Source organism: Pseudomonas sp. K8 (assembly GCF_014889455.1).
Classification (GTDB): Bacteria; Pseudomonadota; Gammaproteobacteria; order Pseudomonadales; family Pseudomonadaceae; genus Aquipseudomonas; species Aquipseudomonas veronii.
Genome location: NZ_VJWO01000001.1, coordinates 54,277 through 69,423 on the forward strand (window position 1 = coordinate 54,277; position 15,147 = coordinate 69,423).

Sequence of the window (15,147 nt, forward strand, 5' to 3'; positions counted from 1 at the left end):
TAGCGAAATCGCTACAGCTTCAGCCGACAACGTCCACCAGACGAATCTGGCCCCGAGGAGTTTCCATGAGCGAGTTGCGTTTCACTGAAGATCACGAATGGCTGCGCGCCGAAGCTGACGGCAGCGTCACCGTGGGTATCACCGCATTCGCGCAAAATGCGCTGGGTGATGTGGTTTTCGTGCAACTGCCAGAGTTGCAGGCTTACGAAAAAGGCGCCGAGGCGTCCACCGTCGAGTCAGTCAAAGCCGCCAGCGGCGTGTACATGCCCCTGGACGGTGAAGTGCTCGAAGTGAACGCCGAGCTGGAGGGCCGCCCGGAACTGGTCAACGAAGACCCGATGGGCGAAGGCTGGTTCTTCCGCTTTAAACCCGCCGATGCCGACGCAGTGACTACGCTGTTGGATCAGGATGCGTATGACCGCCTGATCAAAGCCAACGCCGAAGCCTGAGGAGCGCGCCATGACGATCAACTTGAGCACCGCCAACGAATTCATCGCCCGCCACATCGGCCCGCGCCAGGAAGATGAGCAGCAGATGCTCGCCAGCCTGGGCTTCGACTCCCTGGAAGCCCTGAGCGCCAGTGTGATCCCGGAAAGCATCAAGGGCACCAGCGTGCTCGGCCTGGAAGATGGCTTGAGCGAAGCCGAGGCCCTGGCCAGGATCAAGGCCATCGCCAGCCAGAACCAACTGTTCAAGACCTACATCGGCCAGGGCTACTACAACTGCCACACGCCGTCGCCGATCCTGCGCAACCTCCTCGAAAACCCGGCCTGGTACACCGCCTACACGCCGTACCAACCGGAAATTTCCCAGGGCCGCCTGGAAGCGCTGCTGAATTTCCAGACCCTGATCAGCGACCTCACCGGCCTGCCGATCGCCAACGCCTCGCTGCTCGACGAAGCCACCGCCGCCGCCGAAGCCATGACCTTCTGCAAGCGCCTGAGCAAGAACAAGGCCAGCACTGCCTTCTTCGCCTCGATCCACAGCCACCCGCAGACCCTCGACGTGCTGCGCACCCGTGCCGAGCCGCTGGGTATCGACGTGGTGGTGGGCGATGAACGCGAACTGAGTGATGTCAGCCCGTTCTTCGGCGCCCTGCTGCAATACCCGGCCAGCAACGGCGACGTGTTCGACTATCGCGAGCTGACCGAACGCTTCCACGCCGCCAACGCCCTGGTGGCCGTGGCCGCCGACCTGCTGGCCCTGACCGTGCTGACCCCACCGGGTGAGTTCGGCGCCGACGTGGCCATCGGCAGCGCGCAACGCTTCGGCGTCCCGCTGGGCTTCGGCGGCCCGCACGCGGCGTACTTCTCCACCAGGGATGCGTTCAAGCGCGACATGCCGGGCCGCCTGGTCGGTGTTTCGGTCGACCGCTTCGGCAAGCCGGCCTTGCGCCTGGCCATGCAGACCCGCGAGCAACATATCCGCCGCGAGAAAGCCACCAGCAACATCTGCACCGCCCAGGTCCTGCTCGCCAACATCGCCAGCATGTACGCCGTGTACCACGGCCCCAAAGGCCTGACCCAGATCGCCCAGCGCATTCACCAGTTGACCGCGATCCTGGCCAACGGCCTGCGCGCCCTGGGCCTGAAAGTCGAGCAAGAACACTTCTTCGACACGCTGACCCTCAACACCGGCGCCCGCACCGCCGCCCTGCACGACCAGGCCCGCGCCCAGCGCATCAACCTGCGTGTGGTCGACGCCGAACGTCTCGGCCTGTCGGTCGACGAAACCACCACCCAGGCCGATATCGAAACCTTGTGGGCACTGTTTGCCGACGGTAAAGCCCTGCCGGACTTCGCCGCCAAGGTCGAAGGCAGCCTGCCGGCCGCGCTGCTGCGTCAGTCGCCGATCCTGACCCACCCGGTGTTCAACCGTTATCACTCGGAAACCGAGCTGATGCGCTACCTGCGCAAGCTGGCCGACAAGGACCTGGCGCTGGACCGCACCATGATCCCGCTGGGCTCCTGCACCATGAAGCTCAACGCCGCCAGCGAAATGATCCCGGTGACCTGGGCCGAATTCGGTGCCCTGCACCCATTCGCCCCAGCCGAACAAAGTGCCGGCTACCTGCAATTGACCTCCGACCTGGAAGCCATGCTCTGCGCGGCCACCGGCTATGACGCCATCTCGCTGCAACCGAACGCCGGTTCCCAGGGCGAATACGCGGGCTTGTTGGCGATTCGCGCCTATCACCAGAGCCGTGGCGATCAGCACCGCGACATCTGCCTGATCCCGTCGTCGGCCCACGGCACCAACCCGGCCACCGCCCACATGGCCGGCATGCGCGTGGTGGTGACCGCTTGCGACGCGCGCGGCAACGTCGACATCGAAGACCTGCGCGCCAAAGCCATCGAGCACCGCGACCACCTCGCCGCGCTGATGATCACCTACCCGTCGACCCACGGCGTGTTCGAAGAAGGTATCCGCGAGATCTGCGGGATCATTCACGACAACGGCGGCCAGGTGTACATCGACGGCGCCAACATGAACGCCATGGTCGGCCTGTGCGCGCCGGGCAAGTTCGGCGGCGACGTCTCGCACCTGAACCTGCACAAGACCTTCTGCATCCCCCACGGCGGCGGCGGCCCGGGCGTTGGCCCGATCGGCGTCAAATCCCACCTGGCCCCATTCCTGCCCGGCCACGCGGCCATGGCACGCAAGGACGGCGCGGTGTGCGCGGCGCCGTTCGGCAGCGCGAGCATCCTGCCGATCACCTGGATGTACATCAGCATGATGGGCGGCGCGGGCCTCAAGCGCGCTTCGCAGTTGGCGATCCTGAATGCCAACTACATTTCCCGTCGCCTGGAAGAGCACTACCCAGTGCTCTACACCGGCAGCAACGGCCTGGTGGCGCATGAATGCATCCTGGACTTGCGCCCGTTGAAAGACAGCAGCGGCATCAGCGTGGATGACGTGGCCAAGCGCCTGATCGACTTCGGCTTCCACGCGCCGACCATGTCGTTCCCGGTGGCCGGCACCTTGATGATCGAGCCGACCGAAAGCGAATCCAGGGAAGAACTGGACCGCTTCTGCGACGCGATGATCGCTATCCGCGAAGAAATCCGCGCGGTGGAAAACGGCACCTTGGACAAGGACGACAACCCGCTGAAAAACGCCCCGCACACTGCGGCGGAACTGGTGGGCGAATGGAGCCACCCTTACAGCCGTGAACAAGCGGTGTACCCGCTGGCGTCGTTGATCGACGGCAAGTACTGGCCGCCGGTCGGCCGGGTCGACAACGTGTTCGGCGATCGCAACCTCGTGTGCGCCTGCCCTTCGATCGAGAGCTACGCATAACCTGGTCAAGAATGTGGGAGGGGGCTTGCTCCCGATGGCAGAGTGTCAGTTGATAAATCTGGTGACTGACACCCCCTCATCGGGGGCAAGTCGAATCGTCGCACCGCCCCTCCCACACTTGACCGCGTATGACCTCAAGAATAATAAGAACCTGGAGAACAACTCATGTCGTTAAGCGTGTTCGACCTGTTCAAGATTGGCATCGGCCCCTCCAGCTCCCACACCGTCGGCCCGATGCGCGCCGCCGCGCGCTTTGTCGAGGGCTTGCGCCGTGACGACCTGCTGAGCGCCACCACCTGCGTCAAGGTGGAACTCTACGGCTCACTCGGCGCCACCGGCAAAGGCCACGGCAGCGACAAGGCCGTGTTGCTCGGCCTGGAAGGCGAACACCCGGACACCGTGAACACAGAAACCGTCGCCACGCGCCTGGCACAGATGCGCAGCGCCGGCCGTTTGAACCTGCTCGGCGAACACAGCATTGTGTTCAACGAGAAAGAACACCTGGCGATGATTCGCAAACCCCTCGCCTATCACCCCAACGGCATGATCTTCCGTGCCTTCGACGCCGCCGGCATCCAGATCCGCAGCCGCGAGTACTACTCGGTGGGCGGTGGCTTTGTGGTAGATGAAGACGCTGCCGGCGCCGACCGGATCGTCGAAGACGCCACGCCGCTGACCTTCCCGTTCAAGAGCGCCAAGGACTTGCTCGGTCATTGCGCCACCTACGGGCTGTCCATCAGCCAGGTGATGCTGACCAATGAAAGTGCCTGGCGCCCCGAAGCCGAAACCCGCAACGGCCTGCTGAAGATCTGGCAGGTGATGCAGGACTGTGTGGACGCTGGCTGTCGCAATGAAGGGATCTTGCCGGGCGGCTTGAAGGTCAAGCGTCGTGCCGCCGCCCTGCATCGCCAGCTGTGCAAGAACCCGGAGTCGGCCCTGCGCGACCCGTTGTCGGTACTCGATTGGGTCAACCTGTACGCGTTGGCGGTCAACGAAGAAAACGCCAACGGCGGGCGCGTGGTCACCGCGCCCACCAACGGTGCGGCCGGGATTGTGCCGGCGGTGCTGCATTACTACATGCGTTTTATCCCCGGCGCGAGTGAAGACGGCGTAGTGCGCTTTCTGCTCACCGCCGCCGCGATCGGGATTCTGTACAAGGAAAACGCGTCGATCTCCGGTGCCGAGGTTGGCTGCCAGGGTGAAGTCGGCGTGGCCTGCTCGATGGCCGCCGGTGCGCTGTGCGAAGTGTTGGGCGGCAGCGTGTCCCAGGTCGAAAACGCCGCCGAGATCGGCATGGAACACAACCTCGGCCTGACGTGCGACCCGATCGGCGGCCTGGTGCAAGTGCCCTGCATCGAGCGCAATGCCATGGGCTCGGTCAAAGCCATCAACGCAGTGCGTATGGCCTTGCGCGGCGATGGGCAGCATTTTGTATCCCTCGACAAGGTCATCCGCACCATGCGCCAGACCGGCGCTGACATGAAAAGCAAATACAAGGAAACCGCCCGTGGCGGTTTGGCGGTCAACATTATCGAGTGCTGACGCTTAGAAGCGCGTCCGCACGTTTTTCAGGAGCTGAATATGTCCACCGAAACCCTGTTGAAAACCCCGTTGCACGCGCTGCATATCGAACTCGGCGCGCGCATGGTGCCCTTCGCCGGCTACGACATGCCGGTGCAATACCCATTGGGCGTGATGAAAGAACACCTGCACACCCGTGATCAGGCCGGGCTGTTCGACGTGTCTCACATGGGCCAGATCCGCCTGACCGGCGCCAATGCCGCCAAGGCCCTGGAAACCCTGGTGCCGGTGGATATCATCGACCTGCCCGTAGGCATGCAGCGCTATGCCATGTTCACCAACGAGCAGGGCGGTATTCTCGACGACCTGATGGTGGCCAACCTGGGGAACGACGAGCTGTTCCTGGTGGTCAACGCGGCCTGCAAGGACCAGGACCTGGCGCACCTGCGTGCCAGGATTGGCGACCAGTGCAGCATCGAGCCGCTGTTCGAAGAACGCGCCCTGCTCGCCCTGCAAGGCCCGGCAGCGGTAAAAGTGCTGGCACGCCTGGCCCCTGAAGTGACCAAGATGACCTTCATGCAATTCACGTCTCTGCGCCTGCTGGGCGTGGACTGCTACGTCAGCCGCTCCGGCTACACCGGTGAAGACGGCTTTGAAATCTCGGTGCCCGCCGCCCACGCCGAAAGCCTGGCCCGCAGCCTGCTGGCCGAGACCGAAGTCCAGGCCATCGGCCTGGGCGCCCGCGACTCGCTGCGCCTGGAAGCCGGCCTGTGCCTGTATGGCCATGACATGAACACCGACACCACCCCGATCGAAGCCAGCCTGCTCTGGGCGATCTCCAAGGCCCGTCGCGCCGACGGCGCTCGTGCCGGTGGCTTTCCCGGCGCCGACCGGATCTTTACCCAGCAGCAAGCCGGTGTGAGCCGCAAACGTGTCGGCCTGCTGACTCAGGAGCGCACACCCGTGCGTGAAGGTGCGGAAATCGTCGACGAACACGGCACCGTGATCGGCAGCGTCTGCAGCGGCGGCTTTGGCCCGAGCCTCGGCGGCCCGTTGGCGATGGCCTACCTGGACAGCGCGTTCACTGCGTTGGATACCGAAGTTTCTGCACTGGTGCGTGGGAAAAAGGTGCCACTTCGTGTAAGTAAAATGCCATTTGTGCCGCAACGGTACTACCGCGGCTGATTGATTGTTTCTATAAGTAACGCGGTTGCGTTAACGCGCACTAATCTGTAACGCAACCGCCATAAAACAGTGCATTGACGATAGTCATTGTTATAGGGGTCAACCTATAACAAGTGACCATTTCTATCGAATAAGTCGTCCGCCCATTGTTCCCCCAAGTGCCACAAAGCCGAGCAAAACCTGGGCTTTGCGCAGGGCTTGTTTTTTCTCCATTAGTTGACGTAGAGTTTGCTCACTGTGTTTGCATGGGTCGCTTGGAACCTGGACCTGGGCAGTAGCCAAAGTTTGCTACAACCCGTTCGACGTCTCTTACTTTCCTGCAACCCAGCCCAGTACTCTTTCATACGAAAGGGGCTGTCATTCATTTTTAGCGTCAAGGAAATAAGAAAATGTCGGATAAACGTCAGAGCGGTACCGTCAAGTGGTTTAACGACGAGAAAGGGTTTGGTTTTATCACTCCAGAAAGCGGTCCGGATCTGTTCGTGCATTTCCGCGCTATTCAGGGCAACGGCTTCAAGAGCCTGAAAGAAGGCCAGAAAGTGTCTTTCGTCGCCGTGCAAGGCCAGAAAGGCATGCAGGCTGACGAAGTGATCGCCGAAGGCTGATCCCTCCTGCGACAAAAAGCCCCTGATGGTGACATCAGGGGCTTTTTTATGGGCGCGGTAAGGGCATTGCGCCGTAAAATGCTTTTTTTCTTCAGAGAGCCGGCCATGTCCAAACCCCTGCTGAGCCCCCAAGGCGACTTCCCCGCCGTTGGCCTGGGCCGTCGTCTGGCAGCGATGTTCTATGACTTCCTCCTCTGCACGGCGCTACTGATTGTCACGGCCTTTCTCTACAAGCTGGTGTGGATAGCGTTCGTGGGCGAAGCCAAAATGCGTACCCTCACCGAATCCGGCGCGCTGGACGGCGACCCGCTGCTGTCGACGATTCTGTTCTTCGTGCTGTTTGGCTTCTTCGCCAAGTTCTGGACCCATTCCGGGCAGACCCTGGGCATGCAGGTGTGGGGCGTGCGCGTACAGAACGCCGACGGCTCGCGGATCAGCCTGTGGCAGGCGCTGTTGCGCTTTGTGGTGTCGATTGCATCGTGGTTGTGCGTGGGGCTGGGCTTTATCTGGTCACTGTTCGACAAGCAGAAACGCAGTTGGCACGACATCTACTCCGACACGCAGTTGGTGCAGGTTCCGAAGCGGAAAAAATAACGCCCTGCTAGTGCGGATCAAAATGTGGGAGGGGGCTTGCCCCCGATAGCGGTAAATCAGTCGATGTATCTGGTGACTGACACTACGCTATCGGGAGCAAGCCCCCTCCCACATGTTCGACCGGGTCAGGCGTTGCCGGCCAGCTTCAGGCGCGCAGCCTGAGTGAAGTCCAACATGCGCTTGAGCGGGCGCACCGCCTGCGGGATCACCGAAGGCTCGACGAAGATCTCGTTGCTGCCCTCACGCAGGCACTGCAGCGTGCGCTCCAGCGTATTCATCGCCATCCACGGGCAGTGCGCGCAACTGCGGCACGCCGCGCCGTTGCCGGCGGTAGGCGCTTCGACGAAGACCTTGTCCGGGCACAACTGCTGCATCTTGTAGAAAATGCCGCGGTCGGTGGCGACAATGAACGTTTTGTTCGGTAAACGCTGAGCGGCGGCAATCAGTTGGCTGGTGGAACCCACTGCATCCGCCAGTTCGATCACCGAGGTCGGGGATTCCGGGTGGACCAGGATCGCCGCGTCCGGGTACAGCGCCCTCATGTCTTCCAACTGCTTGGACTTGAACTCTTCGTGGACGATGCACGCACCGTCCCACAGCAGCATGTCGGCACCGGTCTGGCGCTGAATGTAAGTACCCAGGTGCTTGTCCGGCCCCCAGATAATGGTCTCGCCGTTGTCCATCAGGCTTTCGACGATTTCCAGCGCGCAGCTGGAAGTCACCACCCAGTCCGCCCGCGCCTTGACCGCCGCCGAGGTGTTGGCATACACCACCACCGTGCGTTCGGGGTGTTGATCGCAGAACGCAGAAAACTCCTCCACCGGACAGCCCAGGTCAAGCGAGCACGTGGCTTCCAGGGTCGGCATCAGGATGCGTTTTTCGGGGGTGAGGATTTTGGCCGTCTCGCCCATGAAACGCACACCGGCGACCAGTACGGTCTTGGCCGGGTGAGCAGCGCCGAAGCGTGCCATTTCAAGGGAGTCGGAGACACAGCCGCCGGTTTCTTCGGCCAGGGCCTGAATCACCGGGTCGCAATAGAAGTGGGCGACCAGCACCGCGTCCTGAGCTTTGAGCTCGGCGGCGATGGCGGTACGCAGGCTAGCCTCTTCCTCGGCACTGAGGGCCTTGGGCTGCTTGGCATCGAGGTGGGCTTGAACCAGAAGGCGTTCGGAAATTTGCGTCATGTTCGCAAGACCTGCAGGCGCCGTTGCGCGAAAGTCGAGTGTACCACCGGCTCTGGAGCCCTTCAGGCGCCGCCGGACGAAGTGATGATGTCATCAAGCACGGGTTAAGGTGAAGCTGCGCAAGGCTACAGAATATCGAATGGATTCAAAAGCCTAATCTGGCATGGCGCGACGCATCTGTCGGGCAAAAAAACGCGAAGGCGCATCACTGGGCCTTCGCGCGTTGACCACGATGAACCTCAGCGCATCAGCACATCCGGATCATCCTGCAACAGGACTGAGTCATGCATCTTCGCCAATGCATCCTTCAACGTCGACTGCTCCAGCGCATCCTTGGATTTTTTGCTTTCCCTGCCCGCGTGTTCGAGCAGCGCCAGGTAGTCACGCTTGGATGAGCCTTCCTTCGGCACCACGGTGTCTTCTACCAGGTTGGCCATCACATACTTCTGCGTGTGGGTATTCTGGGAAGCCGACTGTGTGACGGAAGCACGGGTCAATTGGCTGTCTTTATAGGCAAAGCTCGCGGTGCTGCTGGCCCTGTCCTGTACTTGCACATACAGGTAATTCTGCGATTCGCGACTGCCATCAAACACCGGCGGTTTCCCACCATCAAGGCCTTTGTGGAAGCTCGCCGAAAGCACCGATTGCTGGTTCTGGGTGACGCTGCGATCCGCGCTGCTGCGACCATTAACCTGGGTTTTTTGCGACACGTTGTAAGAAAAGCTGTCGACCTCTGAAGGGCGCATCGGGTTGGAGCTGTCTACGGCCTGCTTGATGGAAGCCTTGAAGTCCGCCAGACCGGTCAGCAAGCCTTTGTCGCTCGGATTGTTGCTCAAGGCTTCCACGGCGCCAGCGCCTTGTGGATAGTTACTGTTCATGACGCTGAACGCGTCTTTGAACATCGCCATCAAGTCAGCGTTGGCACTCCCTCGCTTTTCCACCCGGTCGAACTGGGCGAGGTAGGTTTTCAGCGCGTTGGCCTGCTGTTTGGCATCGCCGAGGATCGCCGCGTTTTTCAGGTCCACCGCCAGGTCAATGCTACCCGCCGGGCCACTCATGCGTGTGGTGCGGCTCTGGCTATCGGCGTGAAAGGCCAGAGTCAGGTCATCGCGACCCTGGGACGTCACCTTGGCATTAAGGTCTACGGACGCGAGCACCTTTGAATCAAACTGAGTCAATTGGCTTAGGTCGAGTTTTGGCGGCACAGCGGTCAGTCCATCAACCGAGGCTTGGAAGGCACTGCCCAGTTGACCGACGGCCTTGAGCTCGTCAGCACTCAAATCGCCCCCCTCCACCGTGGCCTGCACGCCCAGGCCATCTTTCTGGCTGGACAGGCTGAAGGTGACGGTCTTGCCGCTGGCGGTCTTGATGCTGAGGCTGACCTGATTCTCGGCCTTATTGTGCAGCACGGTCTGGTCGGCCTTGATCGCACCGGCGTCCCCGGCCCGGTCGGCCGTGATGTTGAGCACCGACTGTGAAATATCCGCGCCGCCGCCTTTGGCGAACTGCGCCACCAATGCTGCCCCCAAGCCGCTGTAGCGACTGGCCGTGGAGGTCGAGTTAAAGCGGGTGTTGATGATCTTGCTGACTGCGTCCTGGCTGTTATTTTCCCAGGCCCGCACATTTTCCCGACCCGGCATCTGCCCGTCTCGGGAGTAGATATCAACGACATCGGCAGCCGGATTACCGAGGCTGACCACCGACGCAGGTCGCACCGGCGAGACATCGACAGTGTTCGCCGAAATGGCGAGCGGTGTGGCTGCAGCGCGAACAATGAGGGGATTGCTAGCGATGATCGGATTTAGCGTAGTCATGACAGTCCGTGTCTTAAAGCTTAGCCTCTAATCTAGCCAAGATACGCCGCGATTGACAGCATAAAAGCCGAAATAAGTGGCAAAGAGCCACGTCAAAAACTGCCTCTTTGCCGCATCGCGCAGACTCAGGTGCTGTAAGTCAACGCAACACATACCGCGCGATCGCTCGTAGGAATATGTACAGAACGTGCCGGCATTATCCAATGCCTTCCCACAGCAAAAGCAGTGCAGTGCGTAAGGAAGTCGCTGGTGGGGGGAGGTATCTTAATGACATGATGAAGGCCATTTAACCCGCTCGGCCAAACTCAAATGAATAGCACCGTCGGGATGGGCTCTGAGGTCAGCGAGCTGGCCACCTCCGGCCTGAGCCAAAACGAAGCGTTCACCGAGCGCGTACTGGCCAGCATCAACGATTGCATCCAAGTACTCGATCTCGATGCCCGCCTCACGTTCATGAGCGAAGGCGGCCAAAAAATCATGGAGGTCAGTGACCTCAACACCATCCGTGGCTGCTCCTGGCCCGATTTCTGGCAGGATCAAGGCAACCTAGACGCCAAGGCCGCCGTACAGGCCGCCAGAAACGGCGAAAGCGCCAGCTTTATCGGCCCGGCCCAGACCCTGGCCGGTAACCTGAAGTGGTGGCATGTACAGGTGAGCCCGATCCTGGGCAGTAACGGCCGACCGGAACAGATCCTCTGTGTATCCCGCGACATCACGGCCCTGCGTGAAGCCGAAGAAGCACTGCGCAAGCTCAACGAGTCCCTGGAACAACGGGTGGTGGAACGCACCCGCGACCGCGACCGCATCTGGCGCCTGTCCCCCGACCTGATGCTGGTGGCCCAACTCGACGGCGTGATCTCCGCCGTCAACCCAGCCTGGACTCGCATGCTCGGCCACGCCGAACACGACCTGGTGGGCAGCCAGTTGCTGGCCCTGGTCCACCCGGACGACTTGGCCGACTCCGCATCGGCAGTCAGCCGCCTGGGAGACGGCAAGAACTTCCCCAACTTCAAGAACCGTTACCGCCACCAGGATGGCAGCTATCGCATGATCGCCTGGACCGCCGTACCCGACAGCGACTACATCCATGCGGTGGGCCGGGATATCCAGGCCGAAGAAGAAGCCAAGGACGCCCTGCGCCTGTCGGAAGATGCCTTGCGCCAATCCCAGAAACTGGAAACCATTGGCCAACTCACCGGCGGCGTCGCACACGACTTCAATAACCTGCTGACGGTAATCAAATCCTGCACCGACCTGCTCAAGACCCCATCCCTGAGCGAAGTGCGGCGCATCAAATACATCGATGCCATCGCCAGCACCGTCGACCGCGCCGCCCGCCTGACCGCGCAACTGCTGACCTTCGCCCGCCGCCAGGCCCTGCGCCCGGAAGTATTCAATGTCGGCGACAGCGTGTTGCGGGTGGGCGAGATGATGGACAGCCTGACTGGCTCGCGGATCAAGGTCACCATCGAAGTGCCGGATGAGCCCTGCTTTATAAACGCCGATGAAAGCCAGTTCGATACCGCGCTGGTGAACATGGTGGTCAATGCGCGGGATGCCATGGCCGGCAATGGCCACTTGACCATCCAGGTCGCGACAGCCGCCTGGCTGCCGTCGGTGCGCGCCCACCCGGGGCGGGTCGCCGACTACGTGACCATCGCATTGAGCGACACCGGATCAGGCATTGCGCCGGAAAAACTCGACGCCATCTTCGAACCCTTCTACACCACCAAAGGCATCGGCCAAGGCACCGGGCTGGGCTTGTCGCAAGTGTTCGGCTTTGCCAAACAGTCGGGCGGGGAGATTCTGGTGCAGAGCGAACGCGGCAAGGGCAGCCAGTTTATGTTGTACCTGCCCAAGGTCGAGGCCAGCACGATCCCGACCGCCCAGGACAACCATCGCGTACCGATCATCTCGAACTTGTGCGTGCTGATGGTCGAGGACAATGCTGACGTTGGCCTCTACACCTCGCAGACCCTGGAACAGATGGGCTTTCACGTGTTATGGGTGCCGAACGCCAAGAGCGCACTGGAAGCCCTGGCCCCCAACCCGGAAAGTTTCCAGGTGGTGTTCTCCGACATCTCTATGCCCGGCATGAGCGGCCTGGAACTGCTCGACGCGATCGAGGCGCTCTATCCATGGCTGCCGGTGGTACTCACCACCGGCTACAACGACGAATACGCGCGCATTGCCCAAGAAGAAGCCAAGCGTTTTGTACTGCTGCAGAAACCCTATGCCACCGAGACGCTGGCCTTGCTCCTGCAAAAGGTCGTCAAGGGCCGTCTGGGCGGCTTGATGGGGGTGGAGTAGGTCGACGCGACTTTAGGATCAGCACGCTGTCGCCTTTCAGCATCGGAAGGCGGGTTGCATGTGGTGGGGCTTGGCAGCTTGCGCGGGCTTTTCACAAGGCAAAAAAAAACCCGGAAATCCTCACTTGCGTGGGCCTTCCGGATTTTCTAAACCGCCAAAAATGGTGGGTCGTGTGGGATTCGAACCTACGACCAATTGGTTAAAAGCCAACTGCTCTACCAACTGAGCTAACGACCCGCTGTGTTGTGGCGCGTATAATACTGATTTCTAAGGATTATTCAACACCTTATTTTAAATAAATCAAAAATAACGCGTTGGGTCCGTAATTCCGGCCATTTTGAAGCCTTCTGCACGCAGTCGGCAGCTGTCGCATTTCCCACAAGCACGGCCGTCATCGTCTGCCTGATAGCAGGAAACAGTCAGCGAATAATCGACGCCAAGCCCTACGCCAGCCTTCACGATATCGGCCTTGCTGAGGTTTTGCAGCGGCGCCAGGATACGGAAGCCCTGCCCCTCTACCCCGGCCTTGGTCGCCAGGTTGGCCATGCGTTCGAACGACTCGATGAACTCTGGGCGGCAATCCGGGTAGCCGGAATAATCCACTGCGTTGACGCCGATGAAGATATCGCGGGCATTCAGCACTTCCGCCCAGCCGAGGGCCAGGGACAGGAACACGGTGTTGCGCGCCGGGACGTAGGTGATCGGGATGCCTTCGCTGGGGGCTTCCGGCACGTCGATGCTGCTGTCGGTGAGCGCCGAGCCGCCAATGCCGTTGAGATTCAGGCCAATGACCTTGTGCTCGGCCACACCCATGTCGCGGGCGACGCGGGCAGCGGCGTTCAGCTCGGCGCGATGGCGCTGGCCGTAGTCGAAGCTCATGGTGTAGCAGGTGTAGCCTTCAGCCTGCGCCATGGCCACCACCGTGGCGGAGTCGAGGCCGCCGGACAACAGGATTACCGCACGTTTTTGATCAATCGATTGTTCAGTCATTTCAGCGTCCTGGCTCGTCGTTCCAAAGGTATTTATGCAGTTGCAGTTGCAGACGGACCGGTAGGTTATCAGCCACCACCCAGTCGGCCAGGTCGCGTGCGTTCAGGTCGTGATGGCTTGGAGAGAACAGCACCTCGCCCGCGCGGCGGTCCAGGCCATACTGGATCAGCTTGGAGCTCGCCCAGTCGTAATCGTCGCGGGAACAGATCACGAACTTGACCTGGTCGTTGGCCGTCAGCAGGTCCAGGTTCTCGTAGAGGTTGCGATGTGCCTCTTTGGAACCGGGGGTCTTGAGATCGACCACTCGGCTTACACGCGGGTCCACCGCGGAAATATCCAGGGCGCCGCTGGTTTCCAGGGACACCTCGTAACCGGCGTCACACAGCTGCTTGAGCAAAGGGATGGCGTTGGGTTGCGCCAACGGCTCACCGCCGGTCACGCAGACGTAGCGCGGCCGGTAACCGGCAACCTGTTCAAGGATGTCTTCAAGGGTTCGCACGGTGCCGCCACTGAAGGCGTAGGCGCTGTCACAGTACTGGCAACGCAAGGGGCAACCGGTCAGGCGCACAAATACTGTGGGCAGGCCGGCCGTTCGCGTTTCACCCTGTAACGAGTAAAAAACTTCGGTGATGCGTAATGTGTCTTGCATAGTCGCCACGGGCGTAACAGCTAAACAGGCTGTCCGCCTCCGTCAGGCACTTCAAGAAATTCCGCCAACGCGTAAACCCCAGGAAGCGTGTTTCATAAAAGGGCGTGGATTCTAACGAAAAAACCCGCGCCAGGCGCGGGTTTCTTCTAAACGGACAGCATCGCTTACAAGCGCTGCAGGTCGCGTTGAGCCAACTGGGCAGCGGAAGTCCCCGGATACTGGGCAACGACCTGCTGCAGAATGCCTTTGACCTTGTCGGTGTGACCCAGGCGGCGTTCTACGTCAGCGAGTTTGTACAGCGAATCCGGCACTTTGGCGTGCTTGGGGTACAGCTGGCTGACCTTGGCAAATGCCTGGCCGGCTCCCTGCAGATCACCCTTTGCCAGGTTTACCTCACCCAGCCAGTACTGGGCGTTGCCCGCGTACTGACTGTTTGGGTAACGACCGAGGAATGCGGTGAAGGCCTTGCTGGCCTTGTCGAAATCCTTGGCCTTGATCAGGTCGAAGGCTGCATCGTAATACAGTTTTTCCTTCGCCGGATCACCCGGTTCGCTGCTGGCGGCAGGGGCGGCGGCGGCGGCCCCTGCTGCTGCACCACCGGCAGCGGCACTTGGCGCGCCACCGGCAGAAGAATTATCAGGAGTAGCGGCAGGTGTAACGCCGGCTCCTATGCGTCGATCAAGATCCTGGTATCGCTCCAGGCCTTCTTGCTTCAGCTGGTTCACTTGATTCTGCAGAACTTCAATGGCGCCTTGTTGTTGCGACAATTGATCCTGCATGCGTTGCAACTGGTTGAACAGTTCGCCCTGTGCCGAGGGTGCGGACGTAGCCGCCCCCCCAGCATAGGCGCCGTTCGTGCCATAACCTGCTGGCGGATAACTGCTCCCGCTATTGTTATAGCCTGAGTTGCTATCTTCCACAGGAACCGCAGCCCACACCGCAAGCGGCGCGAGGCTGAGAGCCAATACAGTTAGAGCACGACGGCACGTTCGCAT

12 protein-coding genes and 1 tRNA gene are annotated in these 15,147 nt (G+C 61.0%); 7 read left to right on the top strand and 6 right to left on the bottom strand.

Going from position 1 to position 15,147, the window contains the following annotated elements:
* Nucleotides 1-65: 65 nt before the first annotated feature.
* From gcvH to INT12_RS00280, 6 genes are all read left to right on the top strand, one after another.
* The gene (gcvH, locus tag INT12_RS00255; RefSeq protein WP_017847143.1) at nt 66-449 is read left to right on the top strand and encodes a glycine cleavage system protein GcvH; all 384 of its coding nucleotides are present in this window, start codon (nt 66-68) and stop codon (nt 447-449) included.
* A gap of 10 nt (nt 450-459) precedes the next feature.
* Complete coding sequence (gene gcvP / locus INT12_RS00260) at nt 460-3,300, top strand: aminomethyl-transferring glycine dehydrogenase (protein ID WP_193041069.1); 2,841 nt, start codon at nt 460-462, stop codon at nt 3,298-3,300.
* Between the two features lie 165 nt (nt 3,301-3,465).
* On the top strand, nt 3,466-4,842 hold the full coding sequence (locus INT12_RS00265; protein ID WP_017847141.1) for an L-serine ammonia-lyase: 1,377 nt from the start codon (nt 3,466-3,468) through the stop codon (nt 4,840-4,842).
* A gap of 39 nt (nt 4,843-4,881) precedes the next feature.
* Entirely contained in the window at nt 4,882-6,006 is a 1,125-nt protein-coding gene (gcvT, locus tag INT12_RS00270) for a glycine cleavage system aminomethyltransferase GcvT (RefSeq protein WP_193058736.1), read from the top strand.
* A gap of 389 nt (nt 6,007-6,395) precedes the next feature.
* The gene (locus INT12_RS00275) at nt 6,396-6,611 is read left to right on the top strand and encodes a cold-shock protein (protein WP_017847139.1); all 216 of its coding nucleotides are present in this window, start codon (nt 6,396-6,398) and stop codon (nt 6,609-6,611) included.
* A 105-nt stretch (nt 6,612-6,716) separates the two neighbouring features.
* Entirely contained in the window at nt 6,717-7,205 is a 489-nt protein-coding gene (locus INT12_RS00280; RefSeq protein WP_017847138.1) for an RDD family protein, read from the top strand.
* 125 nt (nt 7,206-7,330) lie between these two features.
* Here INT12_RS00280 and nadA read toward each other — a convergent pair whose 3' ends face one another.
* Together nadA and INT12_RS00290 are read right to left on the bottom strand one after the other, a co-directional pair.
* Complete coding sequence (gene nadA / locus INT12_RS00285; RefSeq protein ID WP_193039596.1) at nt 7,331-8,389, bottom strand: quinolinate synthase NadA; 1,059 nt, start codon at nt 8,387-8,389, stop codon at nt 7,331-7,333.
* Between the two features lie 239 nt (nt 8,390-8,628).
* Nucleotides 8,629-10,029: a lactate dehydrogenase gene (locus INT12_RS00290; protein ID WP_193039598.1), complete on the bottom strand. Its 1,401-nt coding sequence runs from the start codon at nt 10,027-10,029 to the stop codon at nt 8,629-8,631.
* A 483-nt stretch (nt 10,030-10,512) separates the two neighbouring features.
* On the opposite strand from INT12_RS00290, the gene INT12_RS00295 reads away from it, so the two are divergent.
* Entirely contained in the window at nt 10,513-12,513 is a 2,001-nt protein-coding gene (locus tag INT12_RS00295) for a PAS domain-containing sensor histidine kinase (protein ID WP_226925918.1), read from the top strand.
* Nucleotides 12,514-12,674: 161 nt separating this feature from the next.
* Here the strand turns inward: INT12_RS00295 and INT12_RS00300 are convergent.
* The 4 genes from INT12_RS00300 to ybgF all read right to left on the bottom strand — a co-directional run bounded on the left by INT12_RS00300 (nt 12,675) and on the right by ybgF (nt 15,147).
* Nucleotides 12,675-12,750 (bottom strand) — tRNA-Lys (locus INT12_RS00300).
* Between the two features lie 63 nt (nt 12,751-12,813).
* Nucleotides 12,814-13,488: a 7-cyano-7-deazaguanine synthase QueC gene (gene queC / locus INT12_RS00305; RefSeq protein ID WP_162231531.1), complete on the bottom strand. Its 675-nt coding sequence runs from the start codon at nt 13,486-13,488 to the stop codon at nt 12,814-12,816.
* 16 nt (nt 13,489-13,504) lie between these two features.
* Nucleotides 13,505-14,152 (bottom strand): 7-carboxy-7-deazaguanine synthase QueE, encoded by a 648-nt coding sequence (gene queE, locus INT12_RS00310; protein WP_017847133.1) that lies wholly within the window; start codon nt 14,150-14,152, stop codon nt 13,505-13,507.
* Nucleotides 14,153-14,316: 164 nt separating this feature from the next.
* On the bottom strand, nt 14,317-15,147 hold the full coding sequence (ybgF, locus tag INT12_RS00315) for a tol-pal system protein YbgF (protein ID WP_046382258.1): 831 nt from the start codon (nt 15,145-15,147) through the stop codon (nt 14,317-14,319).

Excerpts from the sequence above, each read along its gene's own strand:
- gcvH (WP_017847143.1), top strand. The coding sequence starts at position 66 with ATGAGCGAGTTGCGTTTCACTGAAGATCACGAATGGCTGCGCGCCGAA.
- gcvP (WP_193041069.1), top strand. The coding sequence starts at position 460 with ATGACGATCAACTTGAGCACCGCCAACGAATTCATCGCCCGCCACATC.
- INT12_RS00275 (WP_017847139.1), top strand. The coding sequence starts at position 6,396 with ATGTCGGATAAACGTCAGAGCGGTACCGTCAAGTGGTTTAACGACGAG.
- INT12_RS00265 (WP_017847141.1), top strand. The coding sequence starts at position 3,466 with ATGTCGTTAAGCGTGTTCGACCTGTTCAAGATTGGCATCGGCCCCTCC.
- INT12_RS00290 (WP_193039598.1), bottom strand. The coding sequence starts at position 10,029 with ATGCCGGGTCGGGAAAATGTGCGGGCCTGGGAAAATAACAGCCAGGAC.
- ybgF (WP_046382258.1), bottom strand. The coding sequence starts at position 15,147 with ATGCGAACGTGCCGTCGTGCTCTAACTGTATTGGCTCTCAGCCTCGCG.
- nadA (WP_193039596.1), bottom strand. The coding sequence starts at position 8,389 with ATGACGCAAATTTCCGAACGCCTTCTGGTTCAAGCCCACCTCGATGCC.
- INT12_RS00295 (WP_226925918.1), top strand. The coding sequence starts at position 10,513 with ATGAATAGCACCGTCGGGATGGGCTCTGAGGTCAGCGAGCTGGCCACC.
- INT12_RS00280 (WP_017847138.1), top strand. The coding sequence starts at position 6,717 with ATGTCCAAACCCCTGCTGAGCCCCCAAGGCGACTTCCCCGCCGTTGGC.
- gcvT (WP_193058736.1), top strand. The coding sequence starts at position 4,882 with ATGTCCACCGAAACCCTGTTGAAAACCCCGTTGCACGCGCTGCATATC.
- queE (WP_017847133.1), bottom strand. The coding sequence starts at position 14,152 with ATGCAAGACACATTACGCATCACCGAAGTTTTTTACTCGTTACAGGGT.